Source organism: Thermodesulfovibrio sp. (assembly GCF_049969575.1).
Classification (GTDB): Bacteria; Nitrospirota; Thermodesulfovibrionia; order Thermodesulfovibrionales; family Thermodesulfovibrionaceae; genus Thermodesulfovibrio; species Thermodesulfovibrio obliviosus.
In genome coordinates this window covers 61,799-80,702 of sequence record NZ_JBMFOO010000003.1, presented here as the reverse complement: position 1 = coordinate 80,702, position 18,904 = coordinate 61,799, and the positions used below count along the sequence as shown (strand labels likewise).

Below are 18,904 nucleotides of genomic sequence, written 5' to 3'. Positions count from 1 at the left end.
AAAAATTTAACCGGAGGCAAAACCTCCGGTTTACTTTGTTTCACCTTTTTCAAGCTCACTCAAACGCTTCTCAACTGCCTCAAGATTTTTTCTAAGCATTTCTGCTTCTTCTCTGAGTAAATCCACCTCCTCTCTTGAAGAAATTCCGAAAAAAGGTGTTCTCCAAAACCATCTAAATCTTCCTCTAAAACCTCCAAAACATCTCCATCCTCTACCCCTTCCTAAACCTCTACCTGGCGCTGGATTCATATATCCTGGAGTTGCAAAACCACTACAATATCCTAATCCTCTGCCTGTTCTTGGACCTGCTCCAAGAGGTCCTGTTCTGTCTCCCCAAGGCATTTTAATCACCTCCTTGAAAGTTTTTCTATTTTTATTTTAATGAAAATCATTCTCATTTGTCAAGAAAAAATTTCATTTAAAAATTGCCATTAGAATTGAGCTAATTGAGTCACTGTCCTGTTTGGGTAAGATTTCTTAACGAGCGAAAAATATAAAAAAAGCGGGGAATGCTTCCATCAGGCTTGGAATGAAAATGAAAGTGTTTCGTGATAAAACTATCTTTTCTGCCATTGCGAGTCTGACAAAATCTGGCGTGGCAGCATCCTCCATTTTCTCCTGTATCGCAAGGTGTCAGGCTAAAGATCCTTGACATTTCGTTATATTTTATTGTATATTTCCATATCGTGAAAAAAAGAGGAAGAAAAGCATTAAAAGATCCACATCAGTTTTGTATTACTGGCAGCGGAAAACAGAAAGGCTATGAACTTAAAGGGAAAATATGGATTGAAGGCAGCGAAGGAACCTTTCTTGGCTATGGAAGAGTCACACTACTTGAGAAAATCAAGCAGTATGGTTCAATTTCAAAGGCTGCTAAATCCTTGAACATGTCATACAGGCAGGCATGGAAACTTATAAATTCAATGAATAGACAAGCAGGAAAGCCCTTTGTGAAAACACAAGTTGGTGGTAAAAGTGGCGGTGGAACTACAGTTACAGAGGTTGCTGAAAAAGCAATTGATCAGTTCTGGAGAATTCATAAAAATTTTAAAAAATTTCTTGAAAAGGAAATTAAAAATTTCAAAATTTAATTTTTTATGGACATCGTTATATATAATCAAATACAAGGAGGAGTAAGATGAAAATTTTAGCAAGTTTATTCTTTTTACTGTTTTTCTTTGCAACTGTTTCAACTGCTCAGGAAAAGGTGATTGTTCTTGCTACAACTACTTCGGTTGAAAACTCAGGATTACTCAACCATATTCTGCCAATTTTTGAGAAAAAAACAGGCATTAAAGTAAAGGTCGTTGCAAGAGGAACAGGTGCAGCAATTGAAATGGGAAAAAGAGGAGATGCTGATGCAGTATTTGTTCATGCAAAAGAACTTGAACTTGAAGCTGTCCAACAAGGCTATTTTGTAAACCGTCATGATGTTTGTTATAACGACTTTGTCATTGTGGGTCCTGAAAACGATCCAGCAAAAATAAAGGGATTAAAGAAAGCAACAGATGCCTTTAAAAGAATTGCTTCTTCACAAAGCCTTTTTATTTCAAGAGGTGACAAATCAGGCACCCATGTAAAAGAACTAAAAATATGGGAAATGGCAGGAATTAATCCAAAGGGACAGAAATGGTATCTTGAAGCAGGTCAGGGAATGGAAAAGACTTTAAGAATCGCAAATGAAAAGCGAGCATACACCCTTACTGACAGAGGAACATGGCTTGCTATAAGAGACAAGCTTGATATGAAAATACTTTTTGAAGGTGATCCAATTCTCTTTAATCAATACGGTGTTATGGCAGTAAATCCCCAAAAACATAAACATGTAAAATATAAAGAAGCAATGGAGTTTATAAACTGGATCATATCAAAGGAAGGGCAAAATGCAATAGCATCTTTTAAGGACAAATTTGGAAATCAGTTGTTTATTCCCAATGCAAAATGAATTTTATTTTAGAGGCGTTCAAGCAGGCGTTTTATCTTATCCTGCATCTTGACAGAGAACTTTTAGAGATAATATTTTTGTCTCTTAGGGTTTCAGGCACAGCTCTCGTGATATCAACAATTCTGGGTATTCCTGCGGGAGCTGTGCTTGGTTTAAAAAATTTTTTTGGCAGAAACACTCTCATAACATTACTTAACACCTTCATGGGGCTTCCTCCTGTTGTTGTTGGATTGTTTCTTTATCTTTTGCTGTCCCGAAGCGGACCGCTTGGTTTTTTAAGCCTTCTCTATACTCCCTCTGCGATGATTATTGCTCAAAGCATCCTTGCCTTTCCAATTGTTGCAGCAATTACTCATTCATCAATTGTTAAAGTGGACCCTGTGGTGAAACTTGCTGCAAAAACTCTTGGAGCTACAGCTTTTCAAATGACTCTTACAATTATAAATGAAGCAAGATATGGAATAATGGCTGGAGTTTGTGCAGCACTTGGAAGAGTTATGGCTGAGGTTGGAGCAATACTTATTGTTGGAGGAAACATTGCAGGATATACCCGTGTTATGACAACAACCATCGCACTTGAAACAGACAAAGGTAACTTTGAACTCGCAATGGCGCTTGGGATTGTGCTGCTTACAATTTCCTTTGCAATAAACATTGTTTTGTTTTCAATTCAGAAAAAGGGAACAAAGGAATTTCAATGGCTTTAAGTCTCAATCTTTTAAACATTACAAAATCTTACAATGGCAAATTAGTTCTTGATAGCTGTTCCTTTTCATTTGAAAAAAGCGGAATCTATGTTTTGATGGGGCCAAATGGATCGGGAAAATCAACTCTTTTAAGAATTTGTGCACTCTTGGAAAATCCTGACAGTGGAAAGGTTATTTATTCCGAAAGCATTAAAACCATAGAGAATAATTTAAATTTAAGAAGAAGAATTACACTGCTTTTACCAAATACTGGAGTTTTCAATACAACAGTTTTTAAAAATGTTGCTTACGGATTAAAAGTAAGAGGGATGAATAAAAAAGAAATAAAAGCAAGGGTTGAAAAAGCTCTTGATTTTGTTGGATTGCTTCATAAAAAAGAACAAAATGCCCTTACTCTTTCAAGCGGAGAAGTAAAAAGAATGGGCATTGCAAGAGCAATTGTTTTAGAACCAGAAGTGTTATTTCTTGATGAACCAACTGCCTCTGTAGATGAAGAAAATGTAGAAATAATAGAAAACATAATTATTCAACTAAAACAAAAGCTTAATTCAATCATAATCATCGCAACACATGATAAAGATTCAGCTAAAAGAGTTGCCGATTTTGAACTCTATCTGAAAAAGGGAAAAATTATTTTTTAAAAAGAATGCTCAAAATCTTATAAATATCGATGGAGTGCAAAAAATCTCTGAGTCTTTTTCAAAGCTAAATGAAATTTATACTTTACCAGTTTTTCTTACAGGGATATATTCAACTGATTGTCTTACAGGCTGAGGATAAAGATTCATAAGCAGCATAATCTCTTTGGGCATATCAGTGTTTACAGGAAGTCCTATTTTTTTCGCCTCTTCTGTGCTTATTGGATAATCATGAGTCCATTCCCCTGAGACAAGTTTTTCTGCAATTTCCTGAGCTTTTTCAATCGGATGCTTATGTGAAAGAATTTCTATTATTGTTTCCTTCATCTGCCTTATCGCCTTTTCAGCTTGATCTGCAAGAATTAAGGTACTGTCATCAATTTCATTTAAAGGCTTTTTCTGAAGAACACTTAAAACTGAAACAGCAGGCTGTCCTGCTATCTGCGGATCCAGAGGACCGAGTACAGCATGTTCACACATTACAATTTCATCTGCTGAAAGAGCAATCAAAGTACCACCGCTCATTGCATAATGAGGGACAAAAACTGTAACTTTTCCTTTTTGTCTTGAAAGAGCTCTTGCTATCTGTGTTGCAGCTATTGCCAAACCACCTGGAGTATGCACCACAAGGTCAATTGGCATGTCATCATCGGTTAAATGAATTGCTCTTAAAACCTCTTCAGAATCATTGATATCTATGAATCTCATAATCGGGAAACCAAGAAAACTCATCGTTTCCTGCCTATGAACAAGAAGTATTACACGGCTACCTCTTTTTCTCTCTATCTCTGCAATAAGCCTCATTCTGGCATTTTCAAGGAGTTTTGTCTTATAATTGGCTGAATTGCGATTATTACGAGAAAAATCCAAAAAAATATAGCTGGATCAAAATGCATATCAATCTCCTCTTCCCCAGATTATTTCAACTGCTGAATATTTTATTGCTTTTTTTATAATTTCTTCAAGATGGATTGAAACTTTTCCTTTCACAGCTATTGCATATTGAAAATTCCCAAGAAAGCGTGAGTTAAGATATAAAGGCTTTAAGGTTTCTAAAACAACTGCTTTTGTCACATTGGCATCAACTTCTACAATTTTTCCATCAGCAAGCCTTAGATTAAATCCCTGAGGAGTTACACCTTCAAGAACTGTGCCTGGGATCAAAGGTTCTGTAAATATGTGGACTTCATCAAATCCTGCTTTTTTAAGGGCATAATAAAGTGTCCAGGGTTTCCATCGGGTAACATGATTTGGTGGATAATCACCATACCACCATTTGTATTTTCTGTATCCCTTAGCTGTGTTTTCAAATTTATAAAAAGGTGGACAGCTTAAGATAAGAAATCCTTCGTTTTCAAGAAGAAAGTAAATATCTTTCAAAAAATTTAAAGGCTCATGCACATGCTCCAAGACCTCAAAGGCTGTAATAACTTTATATGGTTTTTTAAAATCATCAGTAAGTTCAGCAAAAGACATTGCTTGAACAACATTGAGCTTGTATTTTTCTCTTGCAATTTCCTGAGCTTTTTCTGAAGCTTCCATTCCAAAGGGTTCAAATCCAAATTTCTTTGCAATTAACATAAAAAATCCTGTTGAAGAGCCAACATCAAGGAGTCTTCCCTTAGGAATCTGTGAAAGAATTGGAATAAGAACATTAAATCTGGGAAGATTTTGCCATTTTTCTATTTCTTTTGTCTCCTCTTCCACATTAAGATAGGATTCATAAGCAATATTTGCAAAATCTAACAAATCTTTATGCTCTTTTCTATATGCTTCATCATAATCCATTATCTTCATTGGATATGTAAAATGTAAACCACATGATGGACATTCAAAAACCCTTGAACCATTTATTACTTCAAAGAGAGGAATATTGCCATTGAATTCGCATAAAATACATTTTTCAGGTTTTTCATATTCCTTTTGAATCATTAATTCAGCATCTTTAAGAGCGAAATAAATCACCTTTGGAGGAATGCTTTCTATGCAAGGGCTATAAAACTGTCTTTTTATCTGGGCTTCAATGCAGGGTCCTTCGGTTGCATGCCTCATACATGGTGAAATGCAGCTCTGGCCTGTATAGTTTGCTCTTACTGGAATAACTGTTGAATAATTTTCAGCACGAAAGCTTGGATCAATTGGTCCTGAAACAAGCACAGTTGGCTTATTCAGTCCTGCTGCTATATGAAGTGTTGCAGTATCAGCTGTAATAACAGCATCTGACAGTGCTACAGATGCAATGAGATATCTTATATCCTTCATAAAAACTGAGAAATTTGCAGCCCTTATTCCATAAACATCCAAAGCAGTCTCTACAGTTATATCTTCCTCAGGAAGTGAGCATATAACAGGAACATACTCATTCCAGATTAAATCTTCTATTTCTTTTAAAAGCTTTGGAGGTAGTGTTCTATGCACAGATGAGGCAAGGTAGTGAAAAAGTAAAACTTTTTTGCCACCAGAGGCTTGTCTTATTTTGTCAAATCGTTCTTTCATCTCATTAAGCACAGCTTCATCTATTTGAATATCTGGAGTTTCCTTTTCTGCTTTATAAATATAAAGCTTCCAAAGATAGTAATCAATGAGGCTGAGATTGTCAAACTGAGGAGTGTTAACCATCTCAATAGTTTTTACAATGTAGTGAGACCTTGAAACTTCTTTAAAAGGAATTGGCATCGGAACAAGACTGTCAATATATGAAAGTCCTTCAAGCACAGGTCTTGCTCTACCTGAAATACTCACATTCAAAGTCATATCTGGATATCGCTTTTTAATCTCCCTTAATGCAGGAGTCATGCATAAAGCATCACCAATTGCAGCCTGAGCTATCACAAGAAGAGTTTTACCATTAAGGGGTTCACCTCTGTAGAAAGGTGGAAGCACACTGTGAGTCTGCTCAAAGGCTTTACCCACATTTTCAGGAAGAAGCTTAAAAACATCTTCAGCAAAAAGGAATTTATCACCGGGTTTGATTTTAAATTCATACCCATTGAAGTTTAAATCAATTTTTGCTTTTGCCTTCCAAACCTTCATTTTTTATCTTTTTATTGGGACTTTGAATTCATAGCGTTCATCTTCAAGTAAAATTTGAGCTCCAATTTTCTTATTTTTATTTATCACAAAAGGAGATTTCAAGTTTACAGCTACACCATCGTTGTATTTAAGCAAAGCCACATAAATTTCAAGTTCTTCCTCTTTTTCTGCTTGAAGAAGACTAACAATTTCATCACTTAATTGAAATCCATAGGTTGGAAAATATTTAAATGGAGAAACAATAAGCATTGCCACATCAGGATCATCAACAGCAATAAGCCATTTTACAGGATCAAGGCATTCTCTTACAATAAATCTTTCAAATGGAATTCCTGGAATTCCGTAAGGAAAGGTAATTATTTCATTTTCATCAATCTGAAGCTCGCCAAAACGTGTTGTTTTAATAATTATCATTTTGATGCTCCTTTCATTATGTCTTCAGGTTTAAGCTCCTTAGAGGTTTTCAATGCTTCTATATTACTTTCACGAAGTTTTTCATAAAGCTCTTCACGAAATATGATTACTCCTTTTGGTGCTTCAATGCCAATTTTTACCTGTGAACCTTCTATTTCGATAATTTTAATTAAGATATCATCGCCAATTCTTATTGATTGTCCTTGTTTTCTTGTAAGAACTAACAAAATTACCTCAGAAAATCAAAGAGTGTGCTACGAAAGAAATCTGTAAGAGTAACTCTCATCGCCTGCAGTACTGTCATTGTCTGGTTTAGTTCTGAAATAACCTGAACAGCATCTACATCCTGATCATTTGAAAGGGTCTGTTTTGTATTTTTTTCCACTTCAAGATTATAATCGCTGATGCTTTCAATTTTACTCAGTCTCGCACCAATTAAAGATTGTTGTTTGTAAAGAGAATCTGCAATTTTGTCAAGATACCCAACTGCTTTTTGAATTCTTCCCTGGTCATTGTTTTCAAGAGCAACTTTTAGAAAGTGAAGTGCCCTTAAGTAGTAATTTTCATTGAGATAATTATTGTTGAAGCTGTAATAATTTGGATCATTAGGGTTTGTGATGTAGTTGTATCCCTGGATATTTTCCTGAAAACTCATTGAAACACTGCCAGATTCTGGATTGTAAGCTAAAAGATTTAGATTATCTCCTGATGAAGTATTCACATCAATTCTTATCATCTGAGACTTTCCATTGGGAATACTTCCAATGACAAGACGGTAGTCAGGAAAGTCTCCTACATTTACAACCCATGCTTTAACATATTTGCAAGCCTGTGGATCATTGTTTATCGCATTTCTTATATCATTTAACGAAGCGCCTGCTGAAATATTGACATTTATTGCCTCATTCTGAGCTAATTTGATTGTAAGAGTTCCTCCATTGGTGGTGAATACCGAAGCTGGATTAGTTATGGCACCACTTGAAGGTTGAGGCATAAGTAAGGCTCCAAGAGGATCTGCATCATAAGGAGCATTCGGATCGTGAGTAAAATTGTAATTATAAGGAGTTAAAACTTTCAAATTCCTGCTTGGATCTGCAGGGTCTACTGTATATGTGAAAAACTCTGTTGCTGGAAGATTCACTGCAACATCAAGGAAAAAGCTTATGTCAAGATATTGAAGATTGTTGTCTGATTGATAAAGCCCTGTTTGAGCATTGACTGCAGGAGTGTCTGCTTTAAATCCTCCAAAAATATATCTTCCTGCGAATTTGGTGTTTATTGTTTCAATGCTTCGTTGAATTAATGTATCCACTTCCCGTGCCAGTGCTAATCTGTCTGTTGCCGATAGTGTATCAGTTGAACCATTAACTGCATACTGTTTTGCTTTTATTAACATGTTTTTAAGATCATCAATTGCTGTTTCAATGGCAGAGTTATTGTTTTTTGCTGTATCCATTACCCTTTTGTATTCATCAAGTGCTGAAATTTCTGATTTATACTTAACAATTCTTGATACAGCAACAGGATCATCACTTGGAGACAAAACTCTTTTGCCTGTTGCAAGCTGCTCATGTGCCTTAAACATTGCATCAAGCTGTTTGTTAAGATCGCTTAAAAAAGTTTTGTAAAAAAAGCTTGTTGTAACTTTCATATCTACCTCACCATATCAAAAAGTGTTGAAAGTATTTCATCTGCAACTCTTATTACCCGTGCAGATGCTTCATACATTTTCTGATATTTAACAAGATTAACAGCTTCTTCATCAAGACTCACACCGGAAATATCCTGTCTTCGTTTTTGCATTTCCTGAACTAAAGCATCCTGAAAGTTTTTTTGAGTTTGAGCACTTGAAGAGTAAACACCTATCTCTGAGACAATTGACCTATAAAAATCTACTGGTTTTGCATTCCCTATTACTGGAGCATCAAGAAGTGAATAAATTGCTCTTGCATTTGTGTTATCCATAGGACCTGAACTGGAAGTAGGATCACTGCCTGCTGCTGCAATTTTATTTATATCTGTTATTGCAACTGAAAAATAAAGAGCTGTGTTTGCTTTTATCTGGAAATTAAAATCAAGAGGATTTGAAGGATTTTTTATTGTTATTTCCATATCATTAAAGCTTAGCTTGTAGTAAGTGTCTGTGCCTTCTGTCCATGAAGTTATGGCAGGCGTTACAGGTAAAGAAGTTGTAGTATCTGTTACAGTCCAGTTAGTGCCATCATATTGAACTCTATATTCATGATAGGTGCTCTGATTTACATTGTTAATTTTAAAAATAAGATTGCCAATTGAACCAGAGTTTATGTTTAAATCATAAAGGCTACTAAAGAAATTCTCTCCAGTTGAGCCATCAAGTCCATATCCTTTTCTGTGCTGAGCATTTATTGCCTCTGTAAAGTCAAAAACAAACATGTTAAGTCTGTTCATGTATTCAGGAATTACACTATCTCTTAAATCAATCTCTGCCTTAAGCTTTCCTCCATGAATTAATTCTGTTGCATCAATGCTTCCTGATGCTGTCTCAACTTTAAACTGCATGTTTTGATTGCTGTCAAGTCCAACACTCATATGGTAAACCTTTCCTCCATCAACAAGAGGCATGCCTCCAACTAAAATTGAATATCTTCCAGCATTGTCTTCAAAATAGGTAATATTAGCAATATCATTAAGCTGCTTTAGGAGATTCTCTCTCTGGTCCTTTGCATCAAGAGCACCAGGGCTTGCAGCAATCTTTTCGTTTAATTCATTTATCTGGTCAATATACTGATTTATCTGGTCAACAAGACTCTTACTGTCCTGATAAATCTCGTATCTTTCATCAATTAACGATTTGTATGAAGTATTCATTCTCTGAACAAGATAATTTGCCTTGTCAATAAGTAAAGAACGCTCTGTGGTTCCCTGTGGATTCTGACTCAGTTCTTGCCAGGTATTAAAAAAATCATTTATTACATTGCTTAAAGCAACATCAGAAGCATCATTAAAAATATTTTCAAGCCTCAGCATTCCATTCTGAACAACATTCCAGTAGGCAAGACGACAACTTTCTGTTTTAAGTTGAAGCTCAATAAATGAGTCATACATTCTTCTTATATCTGAAATTTTTACTCCTCTGCCAGAGACTCCCTGGGCACTTATGACTCCTGATGGCATATTTTGAAAAATCACATCCTGTCTTGTGTATCCCTCTGTTGCTGCATTTGAAATATTATGGGATACAACTTCCAGAGCTTTCTGATATGTTAAAACTCCTGTCTTGCCAATATCAAAAAGAGCAGTGAGTGCCATCTATGCCTCCCTTGAAAGGCTCTGCTTTGGTGCTATGCCGAAGGATTCAAGAAATTTGATAGCTGTGTTAATGTGAATTATTGAGCGATCAATAAGTTGCTCGTTTACTTTCTGAATTTCTGAAGTAGCACCTAAAAGAGTTTTCATTGCTGAATATATTTGTTTCAGTCTTTGAGCATCCTGAGTGCTTTCAATCTGCGAGATTATCTCAGATAGAGATTTATCAGATAAATCATGCTTTTTAAGAAGCTTTAGTCTTTCCTGCTCCCATAAAGAAAGTTTCATTATAACTGTTTCTTTGTCTCTCATTATTTTTTCAAGCTCATCACCCTTCAATGCCACAATAGCGTCTCTTTCTTCTGAAACAATTTTATAAAGAGCTTCAAGAAGAGTTTTTTCTTCCTCAAGAATTTTTAAAAGCTCTTCATACAAGCTTATCAATTAAAGCCTCCTTAATCATCTTTCCAGCTATTTCACTTCCTTTAACTTCATATGTGCCTGAATTTATTGTATTTTTAAGCTCATCCACTTTGTCAGCTCTTATATCTGGAATATTGCTTACTTCTACCATAAGCCTTGCAATATTCTTTGCTGCCTCAGAGACAGTAACCTGATCTTTTGTAAGAACCTCTTCTGTTCTTTCTGGATTCTTTCCCTGCGATTTCTCAGGTGCGAGCTGAGCATTTGGTGCTATTCCATCTATTCTTATTGGACCTCCTATCATTTAAAACACCTCCTTTTTTGATATTGTTTAATATATTAAATCGTCGATTTTTCAAAATTATTTATCAGGGCTACCGGATTCATAGCCTTTCCATCTTTATGAACTTCAAAGTGAAGATGAGGTCCTGTTGTTCTTCCTGTGGAGCCTGAAAGAGCAACAACACTCTGAGGAGTAACAGTATCCCCTGTTTTGACAAGATTTTTTGAATTATGGGCATAAACAGTCTGAATCCCATTTCCATGATCAACTATAACACAGTTTCCATATCCACCTCTCCAGCCAGAGTAAACAACTTTTCCAGATAAAACTGGTTTAACAGGCGTGCCCTCAGGAACTGCTATATCAATTCCATTATGATGCCTTAGCTTTCCATCTATTGGATCAATTCTTAATCCAAAGGAGGATGTTATTCTACCTGAAACTGGTAAAGAAAGCTTATTAGGCAGATTATTTTGTTGTTCCTGTTTTTCTGAAGGAGGTTTCAGTTCAATTTTCTGGTTTTTTGAAATACTATTTAAAAAATTCGGATTCTCAGTTAAAAAATTTCCTATTCCAACACTACCAGCCATCATTTCCGCTATCTGGGGAATTACAATTGTCATATAAGTGGATGTTGTTCTGTCTTGACCAAAAGATGTATTTTCAAACATGACCTTTAATAACTCAGTAAGAAAAACTGTTTCAATTTTCTTTGAAAGTTCTTTAGCATCGTGGGAAACCTTTATATCTTGTGTATTAACTCTGTTTATCATAATTACCTCACATTATGATTAAATCAGCCTTTAAAGCACCAGAAGTCTTTAATGCCTCGAGTATTGAAATTAAATCTTTTGGAGTTACTCCAAGAGCATTTAAGGCTTTAACAAGCTCTCCAACAGTAGAGCCTTTTACTTCCAGAAGGGACGCTTGTTTTTCTTCAACTTTTACCTCAGTTCTCGGAACAGTCTCTGTTCTTGCTCTTTCAGGAGCTAAAGGAGGTGGCTGAATTACTTCTGGAGTTTCTTTAATTGTAATTGTTAAGCCTCCATGAGAAAGTGCTACAGGAGTTATTTTTACATGAGAGCCAATAACAACAGTGCCAGTTCTCTCATTTATTACTACTCGAGCTGGCAAATCTGTTGAAACTTCAATTTTTTCAACCTCAGCCATGAAATCAAGCACATTTCCTCTATAATTCAATGGAACACTAACTGCTACAGTGCTTGGGTCTAAAGCTTTTGCAATCCCTGTTTTGAAGGTATCATTGATTTTTTCAGCAATATTCCTGGCAGTGGTTATATCTGGAAACTGAAGAAGAAGTTGAAGCTCATTTTTTGCATTTAAATTAACTGGAACTGCTTTCTCTACAATAGCTCCCTCAGGAATGTATCCAACATTTTGGTGATTTTTTATTGCCTGAGCAGCCCTTCCAGCAGCAATAAATCCACCTATTGAAACAGGACCCTGCGCAACTGCATAAACTTCTCCATCAGGACCTGTAAGAGGAGTCATAAGAAGTGTTCCACCTTGAAGGCTTTTTGCATCTCCAATTGATGAAACCTGAACATCAATCTTTGTACCTGGTCTGACATTAGTAGGTAACTTTGCAGTAACCATCACAGCTGCAACATTTTTCACCTTTCCTTTCAGATCTTTTACATTCACAGTAATTCCCATTCTGCTGAGCATATTTGCAATTGGTTGATAAAGATAGGTGCCGTCTTTGTCTCCTGTTCCATTTAAACCAACAACAAGACCATAGCCAACAAGCTGGTTTTCTCTTATGCCTGCCCAGTTTGCGATATCCTTTATTCTTTCAGCAGAAGCATTTGATATAAAAAGAAAAATAGCAAGAAATATAAAAAATAAAACAGGGTACCCGTTGAGGGTGCATGGAATGACTTCTTCTTTAAAGCTTTGAAGAAGTCTAAATTTTAACTTCATCCATCGCCTCCTTTTTCCATTACGGAGTAATTGTAAACAATCTCCTTAAAAGGGCCAGATTTTGTCAAGCAGTCTTACGAGCCAGCCCTGAGACTGTTTATCACCAATTGTGCCTTCACCAACAAGATATATCTGTGCATCTGCCACATACTGACTGAGAATTGTATTATTCTGACTTATATCATCAGGCCTTATAATTCCTCTTAAAACAAGAATTTCTTTTTCATTGTTTATAATGATTTCTTTTCTTGATTCTATGACAAGGTTACCATTAGGTAAAACTTCAACAACCTTTGCTGTAATTGTTCCAGTAATCTTACCTGCTCTCTCTGTGTCTCCGTCTCCTTTAAAATCGCTTTTTGCAGAACCTTTAACTGATGGAGAAAAAACATTTCCCGCTTTGTAAAATCCATTTATAAGAGGAAGATTTTGGATATTAAAATCTGTATTCATGCCAAAAAATGTATTAAGTCCATAATTTGCTCCGGAATCTCTTGATGCAGAGGTTGAAGCTTTTTTCTGTGCTGATGTTGATTCATTGATTATGATGGTTACAAGGTCATTTACTCTTCGGGCTTTTTTATCTTCATACAAAGAAGCTTTGTTCCTCCATAAAGAACCCTCTGTTGTCAATTCAGTTTGAGGAGGTTCAGGATAATATTTTGGAGGCATTCCTGCATTTTTAATATCTCTTACTTCTTTAAGTTCTGAACAGGATGTAAGAAAAATTATAAAAAGGCTCGCTAAAATTAATTTTCTCATAATCCTACCCTCACTTTATCTTTATCAATTAGTTTGCCAACAATTTCTTTGCCAGTTTGTAATCTTACCCATGCATTCCCTCCAACTACAGCGTCAGATTTCAAAACACCTTCTGTCATTATAGTGACCTGTCCAGATTGCAGTATTACACTTACAACATTTCCTTTTTTAACTGGTGTATTAGGATAAAGATAATCTTCTTTAATTATCAAACCTTTAGCAAGAGTTTTTTTGAGTGTTTTTCCTATTATTAAATTGCGCTCTGTAATTGCTCCCACAGGGATTCTGCTTAAAGGTTGTTGTATCTCAAGAATATCTTCTTGTTTTATGATTTCTCCTCTCTTTAAAACTCTTTGAGTAACATAAACTGTGGTTAGGATTTCATAATTTGCCAGAGCTCTATACTGTCTTGCATTGCAATTAAAGGTAAACTCTATTGAGCTTGGCCTTTTTATTTCTCTAATTTTTATATTTTCTGGGATACAGCTTTTTTGAGGTTCAAAACCTATAAATTTTATCTGTCCAATCTGGACTTTTTGGTTAACCGATGTTTTTATCTCTTTTGAAAGCAATTCTGCTAAAATACTGCTATCAAAAGCAAAGCTTGATGAAATTAGCAAAAAACAAATAAAAATTATCAAAAAAACTAAAACTTTACGCATTTTTTACCTCTTAAGAGAAGCCACTGTTTGTAACATTTCATCAGAGGTCTGCACTGCCTTGGAATTGATGTCAAAAGCTCTTTGTGCGATAATTAGATTTGCAAGCTCTTCAACAATATTTACATTTGACATTTCTAAAAAGCCCTGAACAATTCTTCCTCTTCCTTCTGTGCCTGGAGCACCAGTTGTAGGTGTGCCTGATGCATCTGTTTCAATGAAAAGATTTTTACCAATTGCCTGCAGTCCACCTGGATTTATAAATCTTGCAAGTTCAATAGTTCCAATCTGGACAGGTGCAACTGTGCCTGGCTGTAACACTGTTACAGTTCCATCAGCACCAACTGTTATTTTTAATGCATCAGCTGGAACAGTAATTCCAGGTTCGATTGGATATCCATCATTTGTTACAATTCTTCCATCTTTATCAATTCTGAAATTACCAGCTCTTGTATAAGCAATAGTTCCATCAGGCAGTGTAACCTGGAAAAAGCCATCTCCATCAATTGCCAGATCAAGGTCATTACCAGTGTTTACAAGATCACCAGGAGTAAAAAATTTTGCTACAGCAACAGGTCTAACACCAAGACCAATTTGAATTCCAGTAGGATATTGTGTTCCATCATCAGAAGGTGCGCCAGGATTAATAATATTCTGATAAAGTAAATCCTGAAACTCTGCTCTTCCTTTTTTGAATCCTGTTGTATTCACATTTGCAAGATTATGAGAAATAACATCTAAATTTAGTTGCTGTGCATACATTCCAGTAGCTGCTGTAAAAAGAGACCTTAACATTTTCTACCTCCTTTATATTCTTGCAATTTCATTAACTGCTCGTTGGGCAAGCTCATCAAAATTTCTTGTTGCTCTCTGAGTCAGATCAAAATTTCTTATAGCCTGAATCATCTGAACCATTTCACTCATTGGATTTACATTTGATCCTTCAATCCAGCCCTGAAGAATCTCACCATTTGCCTGTCCTGCCTCTAATCCTTCATAAAGAGAATTTCCAAGATGCCTGAGATTATTAAGTTTTACAACTTTAATTCTTCCCACAGGATTTCCATCAACTGAGACACTGCCATCTTTGCCAATCTCTATTTTTGTCCCATCAATTACTATTGGATTGTTATTTTCATCAAGAACTCTTAGACCTGCCTGGGTGATGAGAAAGTTCTCTTTATCTCTTGTAAAAGAACCTTCACGAGTGTAAAAAATTTTATCTCCTTGCCTTACAGCAAAAAATCCTTCTCCCTTTATCGCAAGATCAAATGGATTCTGCGTTTGTTTTAGAACACCCTGTGATGTATCAATATATTGGGTTGCAAAATATGTTTGAGCTCTTGCATCCTGATAAATAGCATTCAGCTCAGATGGTCTTCCTGAAAGAAGGGGATAAAGCCTGCTTGCAAATTGTTGCCTTTTATAACCTGTTGTATTAATATTTGCAAGATTATGAGATACAGCTTCAAGCTCCTTTTCTCTCATGAACATGCCAGTCATTGTTATGTAAATTCCTTTATACATCCTGATAAATTGTAAAGCAAGAGCTATGCCAACTTTTTAAATAGTTGCTATTTGGGAAAAGTTAAAAAAATTAAGAACTGTATTAAGCGAAAGATACTTGCAGGTAGGAAAAATTTTCCTATTTCTTCTAAAACCTGAAATTGCCAATGGAAAATTCACTTTCGCTTTCTCAGAGATTTTTTAACAGCAAAAGTGAGTTTCCTATCGGCAATCTGAGGAACATTCGTAATCTTGACAAAAGATTTTATTAATACTAAAATGTAATTCTAAGAGGTAACCGTTTACCATGGAAAAAATATCTTCAGGCATAAAAGGATTAGATAATCTAATTGATTTTATTTATCCTGGTGATAATGTTGTATGGGAAGTTAATTCAGGAACTTCTTATGAAATTTTTATAAAAAAATTCATTGAAGCCTCGTATTTTAATTCAAAAGATATTGTATATGTGAGTTTCAACAAATCAGTTCAAACCCTTTTAAAAGAATTTAATAACTGTATCAACGATAAATTCCATATAATTGATTGTTTTACTTCAGGAAAAGGTAAAAACGATGCAACTTTTTTAAGGGACTATGAAGAAATTAGTAAAAGAATTGACATTATTAGACTGTCAGATCCTTCAAATCTCGACAAGCTTACAGATGCCATATCTAAAGTTGAATGCAAAATTTCCTCTCAGATCTACTATATATTTGACAGTTTAACCGGAATGCAAAATCTTATTAAAGATGAGAGTTATACTTATAGTTTTTTTACTTATATGTGTCCAAGACTATTTGACCTTGACAGTGTAGCCTACTGGATTTTAGATAAAGACGCCCACAGTCAGAATTTTAAAGCAAATATCAGACATATAACTCAGGTAGTTCTGGAACTATACAGAAGGAAAAATAATCTTTACATTAAGGCACTTAAATTGTCAAGGAGAAAAAATCGTGATGCCTTCAAACCTCATATTTATGAAATAACTGACAGTGAAGAAATACAAATTAAAACAACTGATCAAATACCTGCACTGGATATTGGAAGCAAGTTAAGAGAGATAAGAATCTTGAAGAACATTAGCCAAAAAGAGTTAGCAGAAAAAGTTAATCTTACACCTGGATTTATTTCCCAGATTGAAAACAACCAGATAGTTCCGTCTATTATATCCTTTATACAAATTTGTGAAGTTCTTGGAGTTAGAGCAAGTGAGATATTGACTGAAAACAGAATAGAAGAAAAACCTGTCATAAAAAAACAAGATATACTATGCAAGCTTCCTCAGAAAATTTCCTTTGCAGAGGTGTATAAAGTTTTATCTGATGAAAAATTTCAAGCCTATATTGTTGTGATGCCTCCCAATTCTTCTGTAAAAGAACATTTTCCCATAAAAAAAGAATTGATGTTTGCCTTTATAACAAAAGGAGAAATTTCAGTAACTTTAAATGGCTTTACTTACAATCTCCAGGAAGGAGACTTTCTGTATATTAAAAAATCTATGCCAGAAAAATGGTATAACAAAGGAGGTGAAAAGGCAGAGTTATTGATTATTAGCAGATAATTATTTATTTTTTCTCAATTTTTTAAAGAGGCAAAAAATATGATTGATATTTTTTTGCCTTTAAGAGTTAGTAATACTAAACTAACTCGGGAAAAATTTATTAATACTTTAGGAGGTTTATCATGAATGTATTTCCAGGTCAACCAAATGCAAGTTCAGCAACAGGAACCCGTAACAGGGTTTCTGACCCAGCTCCGTCTTCAGGCATCTGTTCTGTCTGTCTTGATGGATGCCCGGCATTCTGCGAAGTTGGAAAATCTTCATTCAGAGGAAGAGAAGTAATTTATCCAGGACCTTTTGGAAAGGTCACAGCAGGAGCAACAAAAAAGTATCCTGTTGATTACTCTCATCTTAATATTCAGGGAACATGCGTCGGTGCAATAGGAATTGAGCCTGATCCTGATAAAGCTATATTCCCTGCTGTTAATGTTGAAAGAGAAATCGGGAAGAACTATAAAATTAAGCTTCGCATTCCTATATTTACAGGTGCTCTTGGTTCTACAGACATTGCAAAAGACAACTGGGAAGGGCTTGCCATAGGTGCGGCAATTTCAGGAATTATGGTTGTAATTGGTGAAAATGTAGTTGGCATGGATCCAAAAGCTGAGTTTGGAAAAAACGGTAAAGTCACAAAATCTCCGGAGCTTGAAAGAAGAGTAAAATGCTTTAAAGAATGGTATGATGGATATGGCGAAATAATTCTTCAGCAAAATGTAGAAGATGTCAGACTCGGATCAGCTGAATATGCTATAGAAAAACTTGGTGTAACTTGCATTGAGCTTAAGTGGGGGCAGGGAGCAAAGGACATTGGCGGAGAGGTAAAACTTAAAAGCTTAGAGAGAGCTCTTGAATTAAAGAAAAGAGGTTATATAGTTCTTCCAGACCCTGAAGACCCGATTTTTCAGAAAGCCTATAAAGATGGTGAATTTAAGGAGTTTGAAAGACATTCAAGACTGGGCATGGTAGACTACGAAAGTTTTGAAAAATCAGTTAAACATTACAGAAAATCTGGTGCAAAGTTTATTTCCCTTAAAACAGGTGCCTATAGAATTACTGACCTTGCAAGAGCAATTCGTTTTGCCTCTGATGCAGAAATAGATCTCGTAACAATTGACGGTGCTGGTGGTGGAACAGGAATGAGCCCATGGAGAATGATGAACGAATGGGGTATTCCAACAATTTATCTTCAGTCAATTGCCTATAACTTTGCAAAACAGCTTGCAGCAAAGAAAAAATATGTTCCAGACCTTGCAATAGCTGGTGGATTCTCTCTTGAAGACCACATATTCAAGGCACTGGCATTAGGCGCACCATACTTTAAAGCAGTATGTATGGGAAGAGCCTTGATGATTCCAGCCTTTGTCGGAAAGAATATACAAAAATGGCATGAGGATGGCAAACTTCCTGCGGACATAGCAAAATATGGAAACTCTGTGGAAGAAATCTTTATAACATCTGAACTATTGAAGAACAAATACGGCAAAGCCTTCAAAAAACTTCCATGGAGTGCTATTGCCATGTATACCTTTGTTGATCGACTTACTCTTGGATTAAAACAGCTTATGGCTGGTGCAAGAAAGTTCTCAATTGAGTATCTTGACAGAAATGACCTTGTAGCACTTACAAAAGAAGCCTCTGAAGTAACAGGTATTCCTTATGTAATGGAAGCTGATATGGAGGAAGCTCAGAAAATTCTTTTAGATTAATTTTCAAAGGAGAGGTTCACACCTCTCCT

Annotated in this window: 20 protein-coding genes and 1 pseudogene; 6 read left to right on the top strand and 15 right to left on the bottom strand. The window is 35.5% G+C overall.

Translation table 11 applies throughout. The annotated features are described in order from the left end of the window. Positions 1 to 30 precede the first annotated feature (30 nt). Positions 31 to 342 carry a DUF5320 domain-containing protein gene (locus ACP5O9_RS01705; protein WP_353686586.1) on the bottom strand — a complete coding sequence of 104 codons (312 nt, stop codon included), beginning with the start codon at positions 340 to 342 and terminating at the stop codon, positions 31 to 33. Positions 343 to 686: 344 nt separating this feature from the next. On the opposite strand from ACP5O9_RS01705, the gene ACP5O9_RS01700 reads away from it, so the two are divergent. The 4 genes from ACP5O9_RS01700 to ACP5O9_RS01685 are packed head-to-tail and all read left to right on the top strand — an operon-like array spanning position 687 to position 3,293. Next, the gene (locus ACP5O9_RS01700) at positions 687 to 1,091 is read left to right on the top strand and encodes a winged helix-turn-helix domain-containing protein (protein WP_353686585.1); all 405 of its coding nucleotides are present in this window, start codon (positions 687 to 689) and stop codon (positions 1,089 to 1,091) included. Between the two features lie 47 nt (positions 1,092 to 1,138). Continuing rightward, a complete protein-coding gene (locus ACP5O9_RS01695) occupies positions 1,139 to 1,945 on the top strand; it encodes a substrate-binding domain-containing protein (protein WP_428723319.1) in 807 nt (268 codons plus the stop codon). Next, complete coding sequence (locus ACP5O9_RS01690) at positions 1,942 to 2,652, top strand: ABC transporter permease (RefSeq protein WP_424904783.1); 711 nt, start codon at positions 1,942 to 1,944, stop codon at positions 2,650 to 2,652. Before ACP5O9_RS01695 ends, ACP5O9_RS01690 begins: the two co-directional genes overlap by 4 nt. After that, positions 2,643 to 3,293 (top strand): ATP-binding cassette domain-containing protein, encoded by a 651-nt coding sequence (locus ACP5O9_RS01685; protein WP_424904782.1) that lies wholly within the window; start codon positions 2,643 to 2,645, stop codon positions 3,291 to 3,293. Before ACP5O9_RS01690 ends, ACP5O9_RS01685 begins: the two co-directional genes overlap by 10 nt. Before the next feature lie 75 nt (positions 3,294 to 3,368). Here the strand turns inward: ACP5O9_RS01685 and ACP5O9_RS01680 are convergent. The 14 genes and pseudogenes from ACP5O9_RS01680 to flgF form a co-directional block, all read right to left on the bottom strand. Further along, positions 3,369 to 4,186 (bottom strand): annotated as a pseudogene (locus ACP5O9_RS01680) (SDH family Clp fold serine proteinase). Position 4,187: 1 nt separating this feature from the next. Beyond that, entirely contained in the window at positions 4,188 to 6,323 is a 2,136-nt protein-coding gene (locus ACP5O9_RS01675) for a methyltransferase domain-containing protein (RefSeq protein ID WP_428723318.1), read from the bottom strand. 3 nt (positions 6,324 to 6,326) lie between these two features. Further along, positions 6,327 to 6,737 (bottom strand): flagellar assembly protein FliW, encoded by a 411-nt coding sequence (fliW, locus tag ACP5O9_RS01670; protein ID WP_353686579.1) that lies wholly within the window; start codon positions 6,735 to 6,737, stop codon positions 6,327 to 6,329. Continuing rightward, the gene (csrA, locus tag ACP5O9_RS01665; protein ID WP_353686578.1) at positions 6,734 to 6,964 is read right to left on the bottom strand and encodes a carbon storage regulator CsrA; all 231 of its coding nucleotides are present in this window, start codon (positions 6,962 to 6,964) and stop codon (positions 6,734 to 6,736) included. Before csrA ends, fliW begins: the two co-directional genes overlap by 4 nt. A gap of 2 nt (positions 6,965 to 6,966) precedes the next feature. Continuing rightward, positions 6,967 to 8,388: a flagellar hook-associated protein FlgL gene (gene flgL / locus ACP5O9_RS01660; RefSeq protein WP_428723317.1), complete on the bottom strand. Its 1,422-nt coding sequence runs from the start codon at positions 8,386 to 8,388 to the stop codon at positions 6,967 to 6,969. Between the two features lie 2 nt (positions 8,389 to 8,390). Beyond that, positions 8,391 to 10,028, bottom strand: coding sequence for a flagellar hook-associated protein FlgK (gene flgK, locus ACP5O9_RS01655; RefSeq protein ID WP_428723316.1), 1,638 nt, complete (start codon positions 10,026 to 10,028; stop codon positions 8,391 to 8,393). Further along, a complete protein-coding gene (locus tag ACP5O9_RS01650; protein ID WP_353686575.1) occupies positions 10,029 to 10,469 on the bottom strand; it encodes a flagellar protein FlgN in 441 nt (146 codons plus the stop codon). Continuing rightward, a complete protein-coding gene (gene flgM, locus ACP5O9_RS01645; protein ID WP_353686574.1) occupies positions 10,453 to 10,752 on the bottom strand; it encodes a flagellar biosynthesis anti-sigma factor FlgM in 300 nt (99 codons plus the stop codon). Before flgM ends, ACP5O9_RS01650 begins: the two co-directional genes overlap by 17 nt. A 35-nt stretch (positions 10,753 to 10,787) precedes the next feature. Continuing rightward, positions 10,788 to 11,504, bottom strand: coding sequence for a M23 family metallopeptidase (locus tag ACP5O9_RS01640; RefSeq protein WP_428723315.1), 717 nt, complete (start codon positions 11,502 to 11,504; stop codon positions 10,788 to 10,790). A gap of 7 nt (positions 11,505 to 11,511) precedes the next feature. Then, the gene (locus ACP5O9_RS01635; RefSeq protein ID WP_428723314.1) at positions 11,512 to 12,675 is read right to left on the bottom strand and encodes a flagellar basal body P-ring protein FlgI; all 1,164 of its coding nucleotides are present in this window, start codon (positions 12,673 to 12,675) and stop codon (positions 11,512 to 11,514) included. Positions 12,676 to 12,720: 45 nt separating this feature from the next. Then, the gene (locus tag ACP5O9_RS01630; protein ID WP_353686571.1) at positions 12,721 to 13,437 is read right to left on the bottom strand and encodes a flagellar basal body L-ring protein FlgH; all 717 of its coding nucleotides are present in this window, start codon (positions 13,435 to 13,437) and stop codon (positions 12,721 to 12,723) included. Further along, the gene (gene flgA, locus ACP5O9_RS01625) at positions 13,434 to 14,099 is read right to left on the bottom strand and encodes a flagellar basal body P-ring formation chaperone FlgA (protein ID WP_353686570.1); all 666 of its coding nucleotides are present in this window, start codon (positions 14,097 to 14,099) and stop codon (positions 13,434 to 13,436) included. The genes ACP5O9_RS01630 and flgA overlap by 4 nt, the downstream gene beginning before the upstream one ends. 3 nt (positions 14,100 to 14,102) lie before the next feature. Beyond that, positions 14,103 to 14,891, bottom strand: coding sequence for a flagellar basal-body rod protein FlgG (gene flgG / locus ACP5O9_RS01620; protein ID WP_353686569.1), 789 nt, complete (start codon positions 14,889 to 14,891; stop codon positions 14,103 to 14,105). 12 nt (positions 14,892 to 14,903) lie between these two features. Next, positions 14,904 to 15,623: a flagellar basal-body rod protein FlgF gene (flgF, locus tag ACP5O9_RS01615; protein WP_353686568.1), complete on the bottom strand. Its 720-nt coding sequence runs from the start codon at positions 15,621 to 15,623 to the stop codon at positions 14,904 to 14,906. A gap of 286 nt (positions 15,624 to 15,909) precedes the next feature. On the opposite strand from flgF, the gene ACP5O9_RS01610 reads away from it, so the two are divergent. Both ACP5O9_RS01610 and ACP5O9_RS01605 read left to right on the top strand, forming a co-directional pair. After that, positions 15,910 to 17,169 (top strand): helix-turn-helix domain-containing protein, encoded by a 1,260-nt coding sequence (locus ACP5O9_RS01610; RefSeq protein WP_424904771.1) that lies wholly within the window; start codon positions 15,910 to 15,912, stop codon positions 17,167 to 17,169. 122 nt (positions 17,170 to 17,291) lie between these two features. Then, entirely contained in the window at positions 17,292 to 18,875 is a 1,584-nt protein-coding gene (locus ACP5O9_RS01605; protein ID WP_353686566.1) for an FMN-binding glutamate synthase family protein, read from the top strand. The last annotated feature ends 29 nt before the right edge of the window (positions 18,876 to 18,904 follow it).

Excerpts from the sequence above, each read along its gene's own strand:
- ACP5O9_RS01705 (WP_353686586.1), bottom strand. The coding sequence starts at position 342 with ATGCCTTGGGGAGACAGAACAGGACCTCTTGGAGCAGGTCCAAGAACA.
- ACP5O9_RS01695 (WP_428723319.1), top strand. The coding sequence starts at position 1,139 with ATGAAAATTTTAGCAAGTTTATTCTTTTTACTGTTTTTCTTTGCAACT.
- ACP5O9_RS01690 (WP_424904783.1), top strand. The coding sequence starts at position 1,942 with ATGAATTTTATTTTAGAGGCGTTCAAGCAGGCGTTTTATCTTATCCTG.
- ACP5O9_RS01685 (WP_424904782.1), top strand. The coding sequence starts at position 2,643 with ATGGCTTTAAGTCTCAATCTTTTAAACATTACAAAATCTTACAATGGC.
- ACP5O9_RS01675 (WP_428723318.1), bottom strand. The coding sequence starts at position 6,323 with ATGAAGGTTTGGAAGGCAAAAGCAAAAATTGATTTAAACTTCAATGGG.
- fliW (WP_353686579.1), bottom strand. The coding sequence starts at position 6,737 with ATGATAATTATTAAAACAACACGTTTTGGCGAGCTTCAGATTGATGAA.
- flgL (WP_428723317.1), bottom strand. The coding sequence starts at position 8,388 with ATGAAAGTTACAACAAGCTTTTTTTACAAAACTTTTTTAAGCGATCTT.
- flgK (WP_428723316.1), bottom strand. The coding sequence starts at position 10,028 with ATGGCACTCACTGCTCTTTTTGATATTGGCAAGACAGGAGTTTTAACA.
- flgM (WP_353686574.1), bottom strand. The coding sequence starts at position 10,752 with ATGATAGGAGGTCCAATAAGAATAGATGGAATAGCACCAAATGCTCAG.
- ACP5O9_RS01640 (WP_428723315.1), bottom strand. The coding sequence starts at position 11,504 with ATGATAAACAGAGTTAATACACAAGATATAAAGGTTTCCCACGATGCT.
- ACP5O9_RS01635 (WP_428723314.1), bottom strand. The coding sequence starts at position 12,675 with ATGAAGTTAAAATTTAGACTTCTTCAAAGCTTTAAAGAAGAAGTCATT.
- ACP5O9_RS01630 (WP_353686571.1), bottom strand. The coding sequence starts at position 13,437 with ATGAGAAAATTAATTTTAGCGAGCCTTTTTATAATTTTTCTTACATCC.
- flgA (WP_353686570.1), bottom strand. The coding sequence starts at position 14,099 with ATGCGTAAAGTTTTAGTTTTTTTGATAATTTTTATTTGTTTTTTGCTA.
- flgG (WP_353686569.1), bottom strand. The coding sequence starts at position 14,891 with ATGTTAAGGTCTCTTTTTACAGCAGCTACTGGAATGTATGCACAGCAA.
- flgF (WP_353686568.1), bottom strand. The coding sequence starts at position 15,623 with ATGTATAAAGGAATTTACATAACAATGACTGGCATGTTCATGAGAGAA.
- ACP5O9_RS01610 (WP_424904771.1), top strand. The coding sequence starts at position 15,910 with ATGGAAAAAATATCTTCAGGCATAAAAGGATTAGATAATCTAATTGAT.
- ACP5O9_RS01605 (WP_353686566.1), top strand. The coding sequence starts at position 17,292 with ATGAATGTATTTCCAGGTCAACCAAATGCAAGTTCAGCAACAGGAACC.